The organism is Fulvimarina endophytica, assembly GCF_003403015.1.
Classification (GTDB): Bacteria; Pseudomonadota; Alphaproteobacteria; order Rhizobiales; family Rhizobiaceae; genus Fulvimarina; species Fulvimarina endophytica.
Map to the genome: position 1 here is coordinate 661,781 of NZ_QURL01000001.1, position 15,920 is coordinate 677,700.

14 protein-coding genes are annotated in these 15,920 nt (G+C 64.1%); 7 read left to right on the plus strand and 7 right to left on the minus strand.

Features of this window, described 5'->3' with window-relative positions; genetic code table 11:
- Nucleotides 1-3: 3 nt before the first annotated feature.
- Entirely contained in the window at nt 4-195 is a 192-nt protein-coding gene (locus tag DYI37_RS02930) for a hypothetical protein (protein WP_116681665.1), read from the minus strand.
- A 261-nt stretch (nt 196-456) separates the two neighbouring features.
- Here DYI37_RS02930 and topA point away from each other — a divergent pair, with 261 nt between their 5' ends.
- From topA to DYI37_RS02955, 5 genes are all read left to right on the plus strand, one after another.
- Complete coding sequence (gene topA, locus DYI37_RS02935; protein WP_116681666.1) at nt 457-3,186, plus strand: type I DNA topoisomerase; 2,730 nt, start codon at nt 457-459, stop codon at nt 3,184-3,186.
- A 5-nt stretch (nt 3,187-3,191) separates the two neighbouring features.
- Nucleotides 3,192-5,453 (plus strand): ribonuclease R, encoded by a 2,262-nt coding sequence (gene rnr, locus DYI37_RS02940; protein WP_116681667.1) that lies wholly within the window; start codon nt 3,192-3,194, stop codon nt 5,451-5,453.
- Nucleotides 5,450-5,890, plus strand: coding sequence for a DUF983 domain-containing protein (locus tag DYI37_RS02945; protein ID WP_116681668.1), 441 nt, complete (start codon nt 5,450-5,452; stop codon nt 5,888-5,890). The genes rnr and DYI37_RS02945 overlap by 4 nt, the downstream gene beginning before the upstream one ends.
- A 119-nt stretch (nt 5,891-6,009) precedes the next feature.
- Nucleotides 6,010-6,651 (plus strand): NUDIX hydrolase, encoded by a 642-nt coding sequence (locus DYI37_RS02950; RefSeq protein ID WP_147307856.1) that lies wholly within the window; start codon nt 6,010-6,012, stop codon nt 6,649-6,651.
- Between the two features lie 26 nt (nt 6,652-6,677).
- Nucleotides 6,678-7,871 carry an MFS transporter gene (locus tag DYI37_RS02955; RefSeq protein ID WP_245413747.1) on the plus strand — a complete coding sequence of 398 codons (1,194 nt, stop codon included), beginning with the start codon at nt 6,678-6,680 and terminating at the stop codon, nt 7,869-7,871.
- Nucleotides 7,872-7,989: 118 nt separating this feature from the next.
- Here DYI37_RS02955 and DYI37_RS02960 read toward each other — a convergent pair whose 3' ends face one another.
- The 3 genes from DYI37_RS02960 to DYI37_RS02970 form a co-directional block, all read right to left on the minus strand.
- Nucleotides 7,990-8,478 (minus strand): cupin domain-containing protein, encoded by a 489-nt coding sequence (locus tag DYI37_RS02960; RefSeq protein WP_116681827.1) that lies wholly within the window; start codon nt 8,476-8,478, stop codon nt 7,990-7,992.
- 279 nt (nt 8,479-8,757) lie between these two features.
- Nucleotides 8,758-9,186 carry a Ros/MucR family transcriptional regulator gene (locus tag DYI37_RS02965; protein ID WP_116681671.1) on the minus strand — a complete coding sequence of 143 codons (429 nt, stop codon included), beginning with the start codon at nt 9,184-9,186 and terminating at the stop codon, nt 8,758-8,760.
- A 1,008-nt stretch (nt 9,187-10,194) separates the two neighbouring features.
- Nucleotides 10,195-10,563 (minus strand): flagellar FliJ family protein, encoded by a 369-nt coding sequence (locus DYI37_RS02970; protein WP_116681672.1) that lies wholly within the window; start codon nt 10,561-10,563, stop codon nt 10,195-10,197.
- Between the two features lie 362 nt (nt 10,564-10,925).
- Between DYI37_RS02970 and ctrA the strand changes: the two genes are divergently transcribed.
- Nucleotides 10,926-11,618, plus strand: a complete 693-nt coding sequence (gene ctrA / locus DYI37_RS02975) for a response regulator transcription factor CtrA (protein ID WP_116681673.1) — start codon at nt 10,926-10,928, stop codon at nt 11,616-11,618.
- A gap of 240 nt (nt 11,619-11,858) precedes the next feature.
- Here ctrA and DYI37_RS02980 read toward each other — a convergent pair whose 3' ends face one another.
- From DYI37_RS02980 to DYI37_RS02990, 3 genes are read right to left on the minus strand one after another with little or no spacing between them, the layout of a single operon-like run.
- Nucleotides 11,859-12,812, minus strand: coding sequence for a prephenate/arogenate dehydrogenase family protein (locus DYI37_RS02980; protein WP_116681674.1), 954 nt, complete (start codon nt 12,810-12,812; stop codon nt 11,859-11,861).
- Nucleotides 12,809-13,903, minus strand: a complete 1,095-nt coding sequence (gene hisC / locus DYI37_RS02985; RefSeq protein WP_116681675.1) for a histidinol-phosphate transaminase — start codon at nt 13,901-13,903, stop codon at nt 12,809-12,811. Before hisC ends, DYI37_RS02980 begins: the two co-directional genes overlap by 4 nt.
- 46 nt (nt 13,904-13,949) lie before the next feature.
- Nucleotides 13,950-14,780, minus strand: a complete 831-nt coding sequence (locus DYI37_RS02990) for a chorismate mutase (RefSeq protein WP_245413748.1) — start codon at nt 14,778-14,780, stop codon at nt 13,950-13,952.
- Nucleotides 14,781-15,096: 316 nt separating this feature from the next.
- Here DYI37_RS02990 and DYI37_RS02995 point away from each other — a divergent pair, with 316 nt between their 5' ends.
- Nucleotides 15,097-15,891, plus strand: coding sequence for an ion transporter (locus DYI37_RS02995; RefSeq protein ID WP_116681677.1), 795 nt, complete (start codon nt 15,097-15,099; stop codon nt 15,889-15,891).
- Nucleotides 15,892-15,920: the final 29 nt, after the last annotated feature.

Sequence of the window (15,920 nt, forward strand, 5' to 3'; positions counted from 1 at the left end):
CCCTCAGGACGTCGGGCGACCGTCCAAGCTGCCCTTTCGCCGCGCGATTTCGTTCTCGGCTTCGAGGCGCGCCATGTCGAGAAGATATGGCAGCATGGTTCCCTGAGGCAGGCCGGTGATGGCCTTCAGCTGCGGGAGCATGTCGCGCACATAGCGAAGGCCCGCGCAGCCATCCTCCTTCTGTCCGTCCATCATAGCGCCCGCGCCTTCCCGCTCCTTCGTTCGCGTCCTCAATGGTCCGGTTTCCGGATCAGGCGAACAAACTAGACGCGAAACTCATAGCGAAAATCTACCATTGGTTGCAACCGTCCGACCGCCGCTTTTTGGGGCCGCTCTTGACCGTGAGTGACGCGACGTCCATGTGACGATGCGGCCCGGCACAAGCGTCCCGGCCGGCGAAACGGGCTTCGACAAGCGCGTTCGAACTGAAATTCTCTAGTGCGGGGCATAAGCTTCATGGATGTTGTCATCGTCGAATCGCCTGCAAAAGCGAAGACGATCAACAAATACCTGGGCAGCGGGTACAAGGTCCTCGCATCCTATGGTCACGTGCGCGACCTGCCGCCGAAGGACGGGTCCGTGCGCCCGGACGAAGACTTCGAGATGAGCTGGGAGGTCGGCAAGCCGTCCCAGAAGCGTCTGACGGAGATCGCCCAGGCCGTTCGCGCGGCCGACGGGCTCGTGCTCGCGACCGACCCGGACCGCGAAGGCGAAGCGATCTCTTGGCACGTGCTGGAAGTGCTGCGCCAGAAGAAGGCGATCGGCAAGAAGCCGGTCAGCCGCGTCGTCTTCAACGCCATCACCAAGAAGGCCGTTCTCGACGCGATCGCCAATCCCCGCCAGATCGACGAGCCTCTCGTCGATGCCTATCTGGCAAGGCGCGCGCTCGACTACCTCGTCGGCTTCACGCTGTCCCCTGTGCTGTGGCGAAAGCTTCCGGGCGCGCGCTCGGCCGGACGCGTCCAGTCGGTGGCCTTGCGTCTCGTCTGCGACCGCGAAGGCGAGATCGAGCGCTTCAAGCCGCAGGAATACTGGCAGGTGGTCGCACATCTCGCCACCGAGCGCGGCGAGGCCTTCGACGCCCGCCTGACTGCCTTCGAGGGCGATCGGATTCAGCGGCTCTCCGTCTCCAACGGCGAGCGCGCGGGCACCATCAAGTCCATGCTGGAATCGGCGTCATTCGTCGTCGACAGTGTCGAAGCCAAGCCGACCCGCCGCAATCCGGGTCCGCCCTTCACCACGTCCAGCCTCCAGCAGGCGGCCTCCGCCAAGCTCGGATTCTCGGCTTCGCGCACCATGCAGGTCGCACAGAAGCTCTACGAGGGTGTCGATATCGGCGGCGAGACCGCCGGCCTCATCACCTATATGCGAACCGACGGCGTGCAGATGGCGCCCGAGGCGATCGAAAATGCGCGCGAGGCGATCGCGAGCGATTTCGGCAAGCGATACCTGCCCGAAAAGCCGCGGCATTACGCGACCAAGGCGAAGAACGCGCAGGAGGCCCACGAGGCGATCCGCCCGACCAGCTTTTCCCGCTCCCCGAAGGATGTCGAGAAGTATCTCGATCGCGATCAGCTGAGGCTCTACGAACTCGTCTGGAAGCGCGGCATCGCGAGCCAGATGGCTTCGGCCGAGATCGAACGCACGACGGTCGAGATCGTCGCCAAATCCGGCGATCGCACCGCAAATCTGCGGGCGAGCGGACAGGTGGTTAAGTTCGACGGCTTCCTCGCGGCCTATGTGGATCACCGCGACGATTCCAAGAACGCCTCCGACAGCGACGACGCGGAGGACGATGCCAATCGCCTGCCCGAGATGAACGCGAAGGAGCGTTCGGAGCGCAGGTCGATCGAGGCGAGCCAGCATTTCACCGAGCCGCCGCCGCGCTATTCGGAAGCCTCGCTGATCAAGCGCATGGAAGAGCTCGGCATCGGCCGACCCTCGACCTATGCCGCGACGCTGCAGACCCTGCAGGATCGCGATTACATCGTGGTCGACAAGCGCAAGCTCCTGCCGGACGCCAAGGGCCGCCTGGTGACCGCCTTCCTCCAGAACTTCTTCGAACGCTACGTGGAATACGATTTCACGGCGGATCTGGAGAGCAAGCTCGATCGCATCTCGGCCGGCGAACTCGACTGGAAGGACGTCCTTCGCGAATTCTGGAAGGACTTCTCCTCCCATGTGGACGGCACGAAGGAACTGCGCGTCTCCGACGTCCTCGACGCCCTCAACGAGGATCTGGCACCGCTGGTCTTCCCCGAGCGCGAGGACGGGACCGAGCCGCGCGCCTGCCCGCGCTGTGGAACGGGCCAGCTCTCCCTGAAGCTCGGCAAATACGGCGCCTTCGTCGGGTGCTCCAACTATCCCGAATGCGGCTTCACCCGTCAGCTCGGAACCTCGCTCGCAGTCGATGGCGCGGAAGCCGGTCAGGATGACGGGCCGCGCGAACTCGGCACCGATCCCGAGACGGGCGAGGCCGTGACCCTGCGCACGGGTCGGTTCGGGCCCTACGTCCAGCGGGGCGAAGGCAAGGAGGCGAGGCGCACTTCGATCCCGAAGGGATGGGAGGTCGGCTCCATCGATCTGGAAAAGGCGTTGAAGCTCCTTTCCCTGCCACGCGAAGTGGGCAAGCATCCCGAGGACGGCGAGCCGATGATCGTCAATCTCGGGCGCTACGGCCCCTATGTTCAGCACCAGAAGACCTACGCCAATGTCGAGAGCGTCGAGGACCTGTTCGAGATGGGTCCGAACCGCGCCGTCTCGCTGATCGCGGAAAAGCGCGAAAAGGGCGGACGCGCGCGCGGTGCAGCCGCAGCGCTGCGCACGCTTGGTGAGCACCCGACATTCGGCGGCGAGATCGAGGTCAAGGACGGCCGGTTCGGCCCCTATGTCACCGTCGCCAAGGTCAACGCGACGCTGCCCAAGGGCACCGATCCGCAGAGCGTCACGCTCGAGCAGGCCATCGAGCTGATCAACGCCCGGGCGGAGAAGACCGGCAAGAAGCCAGGTGCGGCCAAGAAGGCGGCACCAAAGAAGAAAGCCGCGGACGACGGCGAGACCAAGTCCGCGCCGAAGAAGAAGGCGCCGGCCAAGAAGGCCGCCCCGAAGAAGACCACCGCAACGAAGTCGAAGGCGACGTCCAAGGTCGACGCGAGCGACGAGAGTGTCCCCTGGGACGCAGACTGAGGACCATGGCGCGCAGAGACGACCGAGACACCGGACCCGAATTCAGCCGTGAAGCGGTTCTGCGCTTCATCGCGGACAATCCCGGCCGGTCGAGCAAGCGCGACATCGCGAAAGCCTTCGGCATCAAGGGCGATCGCCGCATCGCCCTGAAGGACCTTCTCACGGATCTGCAGGCCGAAGGTCTTCTCTCCGGCTCGCGCAAGAGCTTCAAGCGCCCGGGCGAACTGCCTTCCGTCTCGGTGCTGGAGATCCGAGGCCGCGACGCCGATGGCGGCCTCCTTGCGGAACCAACCGAATGGGACGAGGAAGCGGGCGAACGCCCGCGCCTGCCCGTCAGGCAGAACGAGCGGACCGTCGCGGCCGGTCTCGGCGAGCGCATCCTCGCCCGGATCGAGGATGCGGAAGACGGGTCCCGGATCGCGCGCGTCATCCGCGTTCTTCAGAAGTCCCGCTCCCTCATGCTCGGCGTCTTCCGGGCCGATCCCCATGGCGGCGGACGGGTCGAACCGGTCGAGCGCAAGCAGAGCGAGATCCTCGTGCTTCCCGGCGACGAGAACGGCGCGAAGGACGGCGACCTCGTGGAAGCCGATACGCCCAAGCAGCGCCGTTTGGGCCTTCCGATCGGCCGCATCGTGGAAGTGGTCGGGTCGTCCGCCTCCGAGCGCGCGGTCTCTGCCATCGCACTGCATGCCCACGGCATCCCGCACATCTTCCCCGAAGGCGTGATCGCGGAGGCCGAGAGTGCCGGGCCGGCCACCATGGAGAACCGCGAGGACTGGCGCGCCCTTCCCCTCGTGACCATCGACCCCGTCGACGCCAAGGACCACGACGACGCGGTCCACGCGGTGCCGGACGACGATGCGGCGAACCCCGGCGGCATGATCGTTACCGTCGCCATCGCCGATGTGGCCGCCTATGTGCGCTACGGCACGAGGCTCGACGCAGAGGCGAGGCTCCGGGGCAATTCGGTGTACTTTCCCGATCGTGTCGTACCGATGCTGCCCGAGCGGATCTCGAACGATCTCTGCTCCCTGAAGGAGAACGTGGACCGCCCTGCTCTCGCGGTCCGCATGACGATCGGAGCGGATGGGCGCAAGCGCTCCCACAGCTTCCACCGCGTCATGATGCGCAGTCGCGCAAAACTTGCCTACGAGGCGGCACAGGCGGCGATCGACGATACGCCGAACGAGGTTTCCGACGAGGTTCGCGAAACGATTTTGAAGCCCCTGTGGGACGCCTATCGTCTCGTTTCCAAGGAACGGAACGAACGCGGTCCGCTCTCCCTCGAACTGCCCGAACGCAAGCTGAAGCTCGACGCTGCCGGCAGGGTCGCGACGGTCGTCGTGCCGGAGCGGCTGGACGCCCACCGGCTGATCGAGGAGTTCATGATCCTCGCCAACGTGGCCGCGGCCGAGACGCTGGAGGCGAAACGTCAGGCCCTCGTCTACCGCGTCCATGATTCGCCGTCGCTCGCCAAGCTCGAATCCCTGCGCGAATTCCTGAAGACGCTCGATATCTCGCTGGCGAAGAGCGGATCGCTCCGCCCGTCGCATTTCAACGGCATCCTCGCGCAGGTGAAGGGCGGCGAAAGCGAGAGCCTCGTCAACGAGGTGGTTCTTCGCACCCAGTCCCAGGCCGTCTACCAGCCGGAAAATCTCGGCCATTTCGGCCTCAACCTCGCCCGATACGCTCACTTCACCTCGCCGATTCGCCGCTATGCCGATCTCATCGTCCACCGTGCGCTCATTCTGGCGCTCGGGCTTGGAAGCGATGGCCTGACGAAGGAGGAGGAGGCCGATCTCGTCGAGACTGCCGAGGCGATCTCGCAGGCCGAGCGCAGGGCGATGGCGGCCGAGCGCGACACGGTGGACCGGCTGATCGCGCACCATCTTGCCGATCAGGTCGGCGAGGACTTCGAGGGCCGCATCACCGGCGTCACCAAGGCCGGGCTGTTCGTCGCCCTGCCCGCCTTCGGCGCGGACGGGTTCGTGCCGATCTCGACCCTCGGCGACGAGTTCTTCCGCTTCGACGAGGCCTCCCGCATGGTCGTCGGGGAGCGCAGCGGCAAGGGCTACCGGCTCGGCGATACGGTGGAGATCCGGATCGCCGAGGTGCTTCCGCTCGCCGGCTCCATGCAGTTCGAGATGCTGACGGAGCCGCGCAAGCTGCCTCGCACGACCCAGTCCTTTCACAAATCGGCCAAGGCAACGCGCAATCATCGGCGCGCGTCGCGAACCTCGGCGCCCAAGGGAAGAAAGCGCAGATGAGTGATATCACCAGATACAGCGCCGACCCGAGCGCCATCCGCACGGCCAACGACACCGAGGCCGAGCGCAATCTCGGCAGTGCGATGCTGCGGGGTCTCGCCTGCAAATGCCCCAATTGCGGGGAAGGCAAACTCTTCAAGAGCTTCGTGAAAAGTGTCGATGCCTGCGACGCCTGCGGCCAGGAAATCCACCATCACCGTGCCGACGACCTGCCACCCTATCTCACCATCTTCATCGTCGGCCATGTGGTCGTCGCCCTGTTCATGGCGGCAGAGAACGCCGTCGACCTGTCGATCTGGGCGCATATGGCGATCTGGGTGCCGGTGACGATCCTCCTCTCCCTCGTCCTCATGCAACCGCTGAAGGGAGCGACGATCGGGCTCCAATGGGCTCTTCGGCTCGGCGGCTTCAGCGGGAAGGGTGAGGACGTGGAGTGACGGCCACGGTGGTCGACGGGAGCGCGACGGGCGCTCGCCCGAGCGCGCATCGGATCGGAACGCACGAAACTGCGATCATCGCTCCCGCAGCGGTACGGGACGCAGCGAGCCTCGTTGTCGTGGACCTTGAACACGACGAGCCCCGCTTCCTGATGGGGCTGCGCAATCGCGACCATCGGTTCATGCCCAGCGTCTACGTTTTCCCCGGGGGCGCCGTGGAGAGCGGCGACCTGCTGCTTTCGTCCCGGTTCCAGCTTTCGCTGGACGCCCGCACCCGTCTCGGTGCCGCGACCACATTCGATGCGTCCTGCCTGAGCGCCCTGCCCCTTGCGGCCATCCGCGAGACCTTCGAGGAGACCGGCGAGATCCTCGGAGAGGATGCTGCGTTCGCCGAACCTCCCGAAAACTGGGCGGCGTTCGCGAACGAAGGCTACAGGCCGGCTTGTGATGGTCTCGTTCCCGTTGCTCGGGCCATCACGCCGCCGGGCTATCCGATCCGATACGACGCCCGCTTCTTCGCCTGCGAGCGCGCATGTCTCGCCGATCGTGGCCAGGCACGCGTTTCCAGCCCCGGTGACGAACTCGAGCGCCTCGGCTGGTATAGCGAGCGTGATCTGAAGGACATGCCGCTTGCCGATATCACGCGTCGTATCCTAAACGACATCACGCTCCGCCTTGCGGCCGGAACCCTCCTCGATCCGAGTCGGCCGATGGCTTTCCACCACAGAGAGAACGGCAGTTCGGCCCTCGACTTCCTATGACGCGCCCGGATCTGGAGGCCGGCCCCATGCCCAAGCGCAAATCGGATGAGATCATCGGCGATGTCGAGGCGCGCCTGGAGCGGATCGACTGGGTTTCGGCGTCCGCCGCCATCGCCTCCATCAGCGCCGTCGGTATCGCGCTCGGTCTCGGCCTTCCGCTCCTCAGCGTGATTCTGGAGCGGCGAGGCATCTCTGCGAGCCTCATCGGAGCCAACACCGCGGTCGCGGGTCTCGCCTCCCTGATCGCGGCTCCCCTGGTCACGCCCATCGCCCGGCGCCTGACTGTCCGCCTCACAATGCTGCTCGCGATCATCGCAAGCGCGATCTCCGCGATTGGATTCTACGTCTTCGAGGCGTTCTGGATGTGGTTCCCGCTCCGCCTCGTCTTCCATTTCTCGATCACCGCGCTGTTCATCCTCTCGGAATTCTGGATCAACGCGGCCGCCCCCTCCCATCAGAGGGGGTTCATTCTCGGCATCTACGCGACGGTTCTCTCGCTGGGCTTCGCCGCCGGCCCCTACATCTTCTCGGTCGTCGGATCGGAGGGCTTTCTGCCCTTCGGCATCGGGGCCGGCGTCATCGCCTTCGCCGCCCTGCCCTTGCTCCTCGCCTGGAACCGCCAGCCTCCGCTGGAGCGGCGGGGCAACGACCGGTCGTTCTGGAAATATATCTGGCTGATCCCCACCGCGACGGGCGCCGTTCTCGTCTTCGGCGCGGTGGAAGCCGGCGGCTTCGCACTGTTCCCTGTCTTCGGCAATCGGATCGGCTTCGACGAGGCCTCCGCCGCCCAACTTCTGACGGCAATCGGCCTCGGCAACGTCTTCATGCAGATCCCGATCGGTCTCGTTTCCGATCGCGTAAAGGATCGGCGCACGCTCCTGCTGATCTTCGCGATCGTGGGGCTGGTGGGGTCCCTCTTCCTGCCGTCCCTGTCCACGAACTGGGCGTTCATGGCCGGCGTCTTGTTCCTCTGGGGCGGCGTGGTCGCGGGCCTCTACACGGTCGGCCTCGCCCATCTCGGCTCCAAACTGTCCGGATCGGATCTCGCCGCCGCCAATGCCGCCTTCATCTTCTGCTATTCGGCCGGAATGCTCGTCGGACCGCAGGTGATCGGATCGGGCATGGACATCTTCGGACCGGACGGCTTCGCGTGGTCGCTCGCCCTCTTCTTCGGCCTCTACCTCATCCTCGTCGGCACACGCAGATTCTTCGTGCGCTGACGGTGATCGGGCATGAGAGATCGTCCTCGCCGCCGCAGCAGGGCCGACGCCGCTCGTAGATCCGCGTCGGCCTGCGCCAGCTTGAATGCCCAAAGCCGTCAGCGCTTCGCGTCGCTTCTCACGTCTCGTGCGGGTGACGATGGATCGGATCGACCCAGTAGACTTCTTCCGGCCTCTCGACCGGTTCGACGCCTTCGATATTCACCACCACCGCCTCGTTGTCCGAGCGCATGAGAACGCATTCGAGGGATTGGTTCTCGGCCGCGTTGATTTCCTGATGCGGCACGAAGGGAGGTACGAAGATGAAGTCGCCAGGTCCGGCCTCTGCGACGAATTCGAGGTTCTCTCCCCACCGCATACGGGCCTTGCCGCTGACGACGTAGATCACGCTTTCCAACTCGCCGTGGTGGTGAACGCCGGTCTTGGCATTGGGCGCTATGCTGACCGTACCGGCCCAGATCTTCTGCGCCCCGACGCGCGCCTTGTCGATGGCTGCCTGTCGATACATGCCCGGTGTCTGGGGCGTGTTGTCGTCAAGCTGGTCACCCCTGATGACGCGCACGCCGTTATGCTTCCAGTCGTGATGCGTGCTGGTCTCGTTCGCCATCCCATTCTCCTCCCGCTTCGCCATGACCGTATCTCGGCACACTAGGAACCAGAGATCGGCCGGCAGTCGTCTCATTCAACCGCATCCGGCGCCATCTGGAAACACGCAAGGCGCAGGACATGGTCCGGCAGGGATCGCGACCGGCTTCCGGGCGTCGCGGCAGGCTTGACGGCCACGATATCCGACAGGCGATCTCACAACGAAAAAAGGCGCGATCGGATGATCGCGCCTCTTCTCGTCATCGGGTGGTCCCGATCGAAATGAACTGCGCCGACCGCCTCAGCGGCCGCGACGGCGCTTGTGTCCGAGGCCCATCTGCTTGGCGAGACGCGAACGAGCGGCGGCATAATTCGGGGCGACCATCGGATAGTCCGCCGGCAGATCCCACTTGTCGCGATATTCTTCGGGAGACAGGTTGTAGTGGGTCATCAGGTGACGCTTCAGCGACTTGAACTTCTTTCCGTCTTCCAGACAGATGATGTAGTCGTCGGTCACCGACTTCTTCACGGGCACGGCGGGCTTGGGCTTTTCCACCTGGCTCTGCTGCACGGGCGCCGTGGTGCGGCCGAGAGCGCCGTAAACGTCCGAGATCAGTGAAGGCAGTTCGGAGACGGGAAGCGAGTTGTTACTGACATAGGCAGCAACGACTTCCGCCGTCAGCTCCATCAGCATTTCGTTGTTGTCGGCCAGCGGTTCGATCTGGTCCATGAGGAAAGTCCTTTCGGGTTTCGAGAGCATCGCCCGACGGGAGAATACCGCCACAACACCCGTCATGACGCCTCGAGGTCGAGAAGCAGAGCCCTGACGCGGAAGTCGTGGGCGCTTATCTCTTGTATTGTTATCCGTTTACTTGATGTCAACCCCACGACCGTCGCGGAGATAGTTTTCCTGCGTCGTTCGGAAGATATTTCTCTTCGAAACGGTTTGTTCGATAAGCAGGCTAGCGATCGATCGAGGCAGAAATCAGGACATTCTCCCGTCTTCAACGTATCCGATCAGACGGACCCGACTTTAATGCTTACGATTCCGTAAGTTGGCGGTTCGAATGAGTGCTCCCGTAAATTCCACGTTTCCCGCAAACGGCGAGTTCTCTTCGCGATCAGGCGACCGGACGGTGCCTGATTTCGGATCAGAATCACAATTGCGAGTGAACTACGACTTCTGTTCGGCTCAACTCAGGACGAGCGCCGCTCAACATTCGGATCGCACGAAACTGTTGAAAACCCGGAAACCCATATTCGTCTCTCGACGCATCTCGAACGGGTGCCGGTGCGATCCGCTATCAGACCTCGACGTCGAGCAGGATCCGGGAATCGGCACTTCGTGACGAGAGTCCACAATCCGGGCCCGGCCGGGGCTCGAACAACGGATGAACGCTCTGGTGCAGAGCTCGGACGAACGAGCGTCGTAACCGCGCCAGCGTCTCGCAGGATCGAGCGGAGGCCGGGCGAGCTGAAGCGCCGGCAGGCGGTGTACTTAGGGCAAGCGCGAGGCGGTCGGACATCCGTGGCCGCGGCCTTCGGAACTGACCATGCGGCCGGCAGAATCGGTTATCCGACGAACGCGCGCCAGTGGCCGAAAGGCCTGACCAGCGTTCGTCCGCGAGGTCTCGCGAGGCGATCGCCGCGTCGAACCGGTCGGGCAGAAGCGACGACGAAGCACGCACCCAGGCGCCGCCGGAAATCCGCCGACGCAGGAGAGCTTCGGTCGAATCGCTCAGCCGTGGGCCATGCGGGGCAAATCGGCCTCTTCACGCTGCGCATCGCGCTGCTGCAGCTTTTCGGCATGTTCGAATTCCGCTTCGGCTTCTTCGAGCGCGATCTTCGCCGCATTGATCTGGACCCGCAGATCGTTGACCGAGTTGGCGAGGTTGGCGCGGCGCTGATGGGCGGCCTTCGCGAACATCGGATAGGCGAAATGATTCTGATCGGTGATTCCGCTCTTGGCTTCCTCCGAGGCGATCTGTGCATCGAGATCGGCGCACATGCGGTCGAATTCCGCCATCATGAGCTCGAGCTGTTCCACCTGACGGCGCTTTTCGTTCAATTTGAACCGTGCGAGCCTGGTCAGATTGTCTTTTTTCATATGCGATCCCCTTGCGGTCTTACGCTCCCCGGGGCGAGCAACCGCACCCGTGCGCCTCTGCTTCGGACAAGGCTCGATTGCTAGGCCTTAACCATCTGTTTACGCGCAGGGTTAATCATAGGGACGAGGTTTTAAGGCCGGGTAAATCGGGATCGACGCGATCGCCTCTTGGACGGATCGCTTCAGGACCGGGCACATCGAGTGCCGCTCGACCTGACGTCCGCAGATGCCTGCGGCCTGGTCCATGACGGGCCGATAGCATTTGTTAACCATCTCGTGCCAACATCGTGGCCGAACTAAGACAGAACCAAGCTTTGCTGAACCGATCACGTCTCGGAACAGCCGGCTGAGAGGACCTTTTGATGCGCGTTCTTTTGATTGAAGACGATAGTGCAGTCGCACAGAGCATCGAGCTCATGCTGAAATCCGAAAGCTTCAACGTCTACACGACGGATCTCGGCGAAGAGGGAGTCGATCTCGGCAAGCTCTACGATTACGATCTGATCCTTCTCGACCTGAACTTGCCGGACATGTCCGGCTACGAGGTTCTTCGCACGCTTCGTCTGTCCAAGGTCAAGACGCCGATCCTGATCCTGTCCGGCATGGCAGGCATCGAGGACAAGGTTCGCGGCCTCGGCTTCGGCGCCGACGACTACATGACCAAACCCTTCCACAAGGACGAACTGGTCGCCCGCATCCACGCCATCGTAAGGCGCTCCAAGGGACACGCCCAGTCGGTCATCAACACCGGTGATCTCACGGTCAATCTCGATGCCAAGACCGTGGAAGTGGGCGGCCAGCGCGTCCACCTTACCGGCAAGGAATACGCCATGCTGGAGCTTCTGTCGCTCCGCAAGGGGACGACCCTCACCAAGGAGATGTTCCTCAACCATCTCTATGGCGGCATGGACGAGCCGGAACTGAAGATCATCGACGTCTTCATCTGCAAGCTGCGCAAGAAGCTCTCCAACGCCACCGGCGGCAAGAACTATATCGAGACCGTCTGGGGTCGCGGCTACGTGCTGCGCGAGATCGAGGAAGAAGTGGCCGCCTGAGGCCCTGCCCTTTTCCACTGCAACGAAAAGCCCGTTTCGCCGATCGGCGGACCGGGCTTTTGCTTGTGGGGTCTTCGTGATTCTCGATTGGGCCACGATGCGGACGAGAGGCCCGCCGTCAGTGTCAGGCCATCAACCTTCGAATCCGATCCTCAGGCAGCGAGCCCAATCTCTGGCCGGGTGCTCGGGCGGCAAGAATGCCGAGATCCAGTTCGAGCGCCTCGACAACGAAGCCGCCGTTCAGGACGCGCTCTCGTCGTCCCACTTCTTCGGCGGCTTGTTTCGACCGAAGTTCGGCTTCGCCGTTTCCTGACCCGCCTCGATGATCTCGCGCCGGATGGCGCGCGTCTTCGTGAAGGTGTCGAAGAGCTGTTCGCCCTTGCCGTCGCGAATCGCCCGCTGCAGCACCGACAGGTCCTCGGAGAATCGTGCGAGAACCTCCAGCGTCGCATCGCGGTTGTTCAGGAACACGTCCCGCCACATGGTCGGGTCCGACGAAGCGAGGCGGGTGAAATCGCGAAAGCCCGACGCCGAATATTTCACGACTTCCGACTGCGTCACCTCTTCCATGTCGTAGGCGGTGCCGACGATGTTGTAGGCGATGAGATGCGGCAGGTGGCTGACGATCGCGAGGACGCGGTCGTGATGCTCCGCAGTCATCTCCTCGACCGTCGAGCCGCAGGCTTCCCAGAAGGCCCTCAGCCGCGCGATGGCGGCCTCGTCGACCGGCTGCACCGGCGTCAGGATGCACCAGCGGTTCTGGAAGAGTTCGGCAAAGCCCGCATCGGGGCCGGACTGTTCGGTGCCGGCGATCGGATGGGCGGGCACGAAATGAACATGGTCCGGCAGATGCGGCTGCATCTGCGAGACGATCGAAGCCTTGACGGATCCGACATCCGAGACGATCGCTCCGGCGCGCAGGGAGGGGGCGATCGCCTCTGCCACGGCTCCGCAGGCGCCGACGGGAACGCAGAGAATGACGAGATCGGCATCGCGAACAGCCTCCGCCGCATCGCCATGATAGCTGTCGCCCAAGCCGAGTTCCTCGGCACGACGCAATGTCCCGTCGCTTCGCGAGGAGATCGCAATGTGGCGCGCAAGGCCGTGGGCCCGAACGTTCAGGGCGATCGAGGAGCCGATCAGGCCGATCCCGATCAGCGCGATCTTCTCGAAGGGCTCGAAAGCAGGGGTCATCGGTCCATGCTCAGAAATTCGCGCAAGGTGTCGACGGCGCCGCGATTGGCCTCCTCGGAGCCGATCGTCATGCGCAGGGCGTTCGGGAAGCCGTAGCCCGTCACGCGCCGCAGGATATAGCCGCGCTCGGTCAGGAAGGCGTCGGCGTCCTCGGCGCGTCGTCCCTCATCCTCGGGAAAATGCACGAGGACGAAATTGCCGACGCTCGGCGTCACGCGCAGTCCGAGCGCTTCCAGTTCGCCGACCGTCCAGGCGAGCCATTGGGTGTTGTGATCAACCGCCCGTTCGACAAAGGCGCGGTCGCGGATCGCCGCCGCGCCGGCAGCGATCGCGACCGAATTGAGATTGAACGGGCCGCGGACGCGGTCGAGCACCGAGACGATCGCCTCCGGCGCGTACATCCAGCCGATCCGCAGAGCCGCGAGCCCGTAGATCTTCGAGAAGGTGCGGGTCATCACCACGTTCTCGGCTTCGGTCACGAGTTCGAGGCCGGCGGCATAGTCGTTGCGACGCACATATTCGGCATAGGCCGCATCGAGGACGAGGATGACGGAACGCGGCAATCCCTTGTGCAGCCGCCGCACCTCGTCGAAGGGCAGATAGGTGCCGGTCGGGTTGTTCGGGTTGGCGAGGAAGACGAGCTTCGTGCGCTCCGTCACGCGGGCAAGAATCGCATCCACATCGGTCGTGGCATTCGTCTCGGGTGCGACGACAGGCACCGCTCCCCGGGCGCGGATCTGGATCGCATAGACGAGGAAGCCGTGCTCGGTGTGGATCGCCTCGTCCCCGGGCGCCAGATAGCACTGGCACAGGAGCCCCAGAAGCTCGTCCGAGCCGTTCCCGCAAAGGATGTTCTCGGCCCGCAATCCGTGAACCTCGGCGATCGCCGCCTTCAGCTCGCTCGCCTGGCCGTCGGGATAGATTTCGAGGCCCGAAAGCGCTCTGGCGGCTGCCTCGCTCGCCTTCGCAGACGCGCCGAGCGGCGTCTCGTTCGAGGAGAGCTTGTGAAGCTTGACGCCGGCCGGCACCTTGCTCTTGCCGGGAACGTAAGGCTCGATATCGAGAATGCCGGAAATCGGTTCGGGTCGCATGATGTCGCTTTTCGCTGGAAAAGGGGCCTGGAGGCGCGAGGCTTCGTCAGCCCTGTCTGGTGTCCCGATAAGGCCATTCGAGCGGCTCGGCAAATCCGCCGACACGGGCGATGTCGAGATCCGTGCCGAGATCGCCCTCGACCGCGCTTCGGTCCTCCGTTGTCGCGACGAGCGCGCTGAACCGGTCGGTTCCGTAGGGAGCCTGCGCGAGGACCCGGATCCGGTCCGATCCTGTCGCCATCTGGGTCAGTCCGTCGACGCGCCAGCAGGAGATTGGCGCTGCGGCCGGGTCGGCGAGCGGCGGCGCGATCACCACGGCCGGTTCGCGAACCGGATGATCGGGCGCCTCGATGAAGGGAAGCGCGCAGACGATCGAGGCGTTCCGCAAACCCTGCCACCAGGGATAGAGGCCGCCCAGGGGCAGGACGCCGAGCCGGTCGCCGCCCTCCTCGATCGCCGCCACCACCTCCTGGGCGCTCGATAGCGGCCGAAGCGGCACCGAGAAGCCGAAATAGAAGCGCGCAGTCTCGATCGCAGCAGCCTCGCCGCCTTCGAACGGACAGGCAAACACCTCGTAGGGCGCCTGAAGATGGGTGAAGGTGGAGATGATCTCGCGCCAGAAATGCTCGACGGTCGCAATCGGCAGATGACCTTTGTGGCGAGCGACGAGTTCGCGCATCATGGATGCTTCCCGTCCGGGCCGGAAAGCCGCCCCGTCGCGCACGGTCCCCTTCACCTCGATCAACTCGTCGATGACGCTCGCGCGCTGCATCAGCAGGCGGTGGACGCTTTCATCGATCGCGTCGATCTTGGCGCGCAGTTCGAGCAACCGCGCAGGGTCGCCCGCCTTCGTCTCGCTCTCGACCCTCTTCTGCACGGCCCGTCTCCTCGGCAATCCATCGAGCGATCCGCTTCTAGCGGGTGCGGAACCGCAAGGCAAAGGGTGTCGAGAACGGCGCCGGCCTCCCGCCGCGATGGTGCTCTTCAGTGACGAGCGGCGTCCCCCTCGCGGCAACTTGATCGCCTGCGCCCCCCATAGGAGCGCTCCGGGCGTCGCCGGACCACCATACCCTCGAAGACGCAATTGCAAATCGCGCGCGAATTGAACATGAGACGGAGGACGAAGCGTCGGGCGCCGATCGATCATGGCGCCCCCTCGCTTGCTCCATCCAGGACCCGGACGATCCAGACCCATGAGAGACCGCCTTCAGACCCTCTTCCGCTCTCGGATATGGGAGCGGTTCATCATCACCCTGATCATTCTCAACGCGATCTTTCTGGGCATGGAGACCAGCCCCTCCATCATGCGCGAGATCGGCGACCTCCTCCTGTTCATCGATCGGGTAATCCTCGCAGTCTTCGTCGTTGAGATCGTCGGGCGGATCATCGCCTTCGGGCCGCGCTTCTTCCGCGATCCCTGGTCGATCTTCGATTTCGTCGTGGTCGCGATCGCGCTCCTGCCGGCCACCGGCCCCCTCACCGTCCTGCGCGCCCTGCGCATTCTGAGAGTGCTTCGCCTGATTTCGGTCGTTCCGTCCCTGCGACGGGTCATCGGCGGCCTGATCGCCGCCCTCCCCGGAATGGCGTCGATCGTCGCGCTCCTGGCGCTGACATTCTACATCTTCGCCGTCATGGCGACGAAGCTCTTCGGGGCGACCTTCCCCGTCTGGTTCGGCGATCTGGGCGCCTCGATCTACACCCTGTTCCAGGTGATGACCCTCGAAAGCTGGTCCATGGGCATCGTGCGGCCCGTCATGGAGGTGCACCCCTATGCCTGGGTGTTCTTCGTGCCCTTCATCCTGTCCACCACCTATGCGGTCCTGAACCTCTTCATCGGTGTCATCGTCTCGGCCATGCAGGGCGAGCACGACGCCTCGATCGATGCCGAACACGAGAAGCGCCGGACGGAAAACGAGGAGATCCTGCACGAAGTCCGCGCCTTGCGGGCCGAGATCGCCAGAATGCGCGACGCCGGCGGTTCACGATGACGGGTGAGCCCAGCATCTTCGCGCGCAGC

Bases quoted from the DNA above. Each gene is read 5' to 3' on its own strand.
- DYI37_RS02930 (WP_116681665.1), bottom strand. From the start codon at position 195: ATGATGGACGGACAGAAGGAGGATGGCTGCGCGGGCCTTCGCTATGTG.
- topA (WP_116681666.1), top strand. From the start codon at position 457: ATGGATGTTGTCATCGTCGAATCGCCTGCAAAAGCGAAGACGATCAAC.
- rnr (WP_116681667.1), top strand. From the start codon at position 3,192: ATGGCGCGCAGAGACGACCGAGACACCGGACCCGAATTCAGCCGTGAA.
- DYI37_RS02945 (WP_116681668.1), top strand. From the start codon at position 5,450: ATGAGTGATATCACCAGATACAGCGCCGACCCGAGCGCCATCCGCACG.
- DYI37_RS02955 (WP_245413747.1), top strand. From the start codon at position 6,678: ATGCCCAAGCGCAAATCGGATGAGATCATCGGCGATGTCGAGGCGCGC.
- DYI37_RS02960 (WP_116681827.1), bottom strand. From the start codon at position 8,478: ATGGCGAACGAGACCAGCACGCATCACGACTGGAAGCATAACGGCGTG.
- DYI37_RS02965 (WP_116681671.1), bottom strand. From the start codon at position 9,186: ATGGACCAGATCGAACCGCTGGCCGACAACAACGAAATGCTGATGGAG.
- DYI37_RS02970 (WP_116681672.1), bottom strand. From the start codon at position 10,563: ATGAAAAAAGACAATCTGACCAGGCTCGCACGGTTCAAATTGAACGAA.
- ctrA (WP_116681673.1), top strand. From the start codon at position 10,926: ATGCGCGTTCTTTTGATTGAAGACGATAGTGCAGTCGCACAGAGCATC.
- DYI37_RS02980 (WP_116681674.1), bottom strand. From the start codon at position 12,812: ATGACCCCTGCTTTCGAGCCCTTCGAGAAGATCGCGCTGATCGGGATC.
- hisC (WP_116681675.1), bottom strand. From the start codon at position 13,903: ATGCGACCCGAACCGATTTCCGGCATTCTCGATATCGAGCCTTACGTT.
- DYI37_RS02995 (WP_116681677.1), top strand. From the start codon at position 15,097: ATGAGAGACCGCCTTCAGACCCTCTTCCGCTCTCGGATATGGGAGCGG.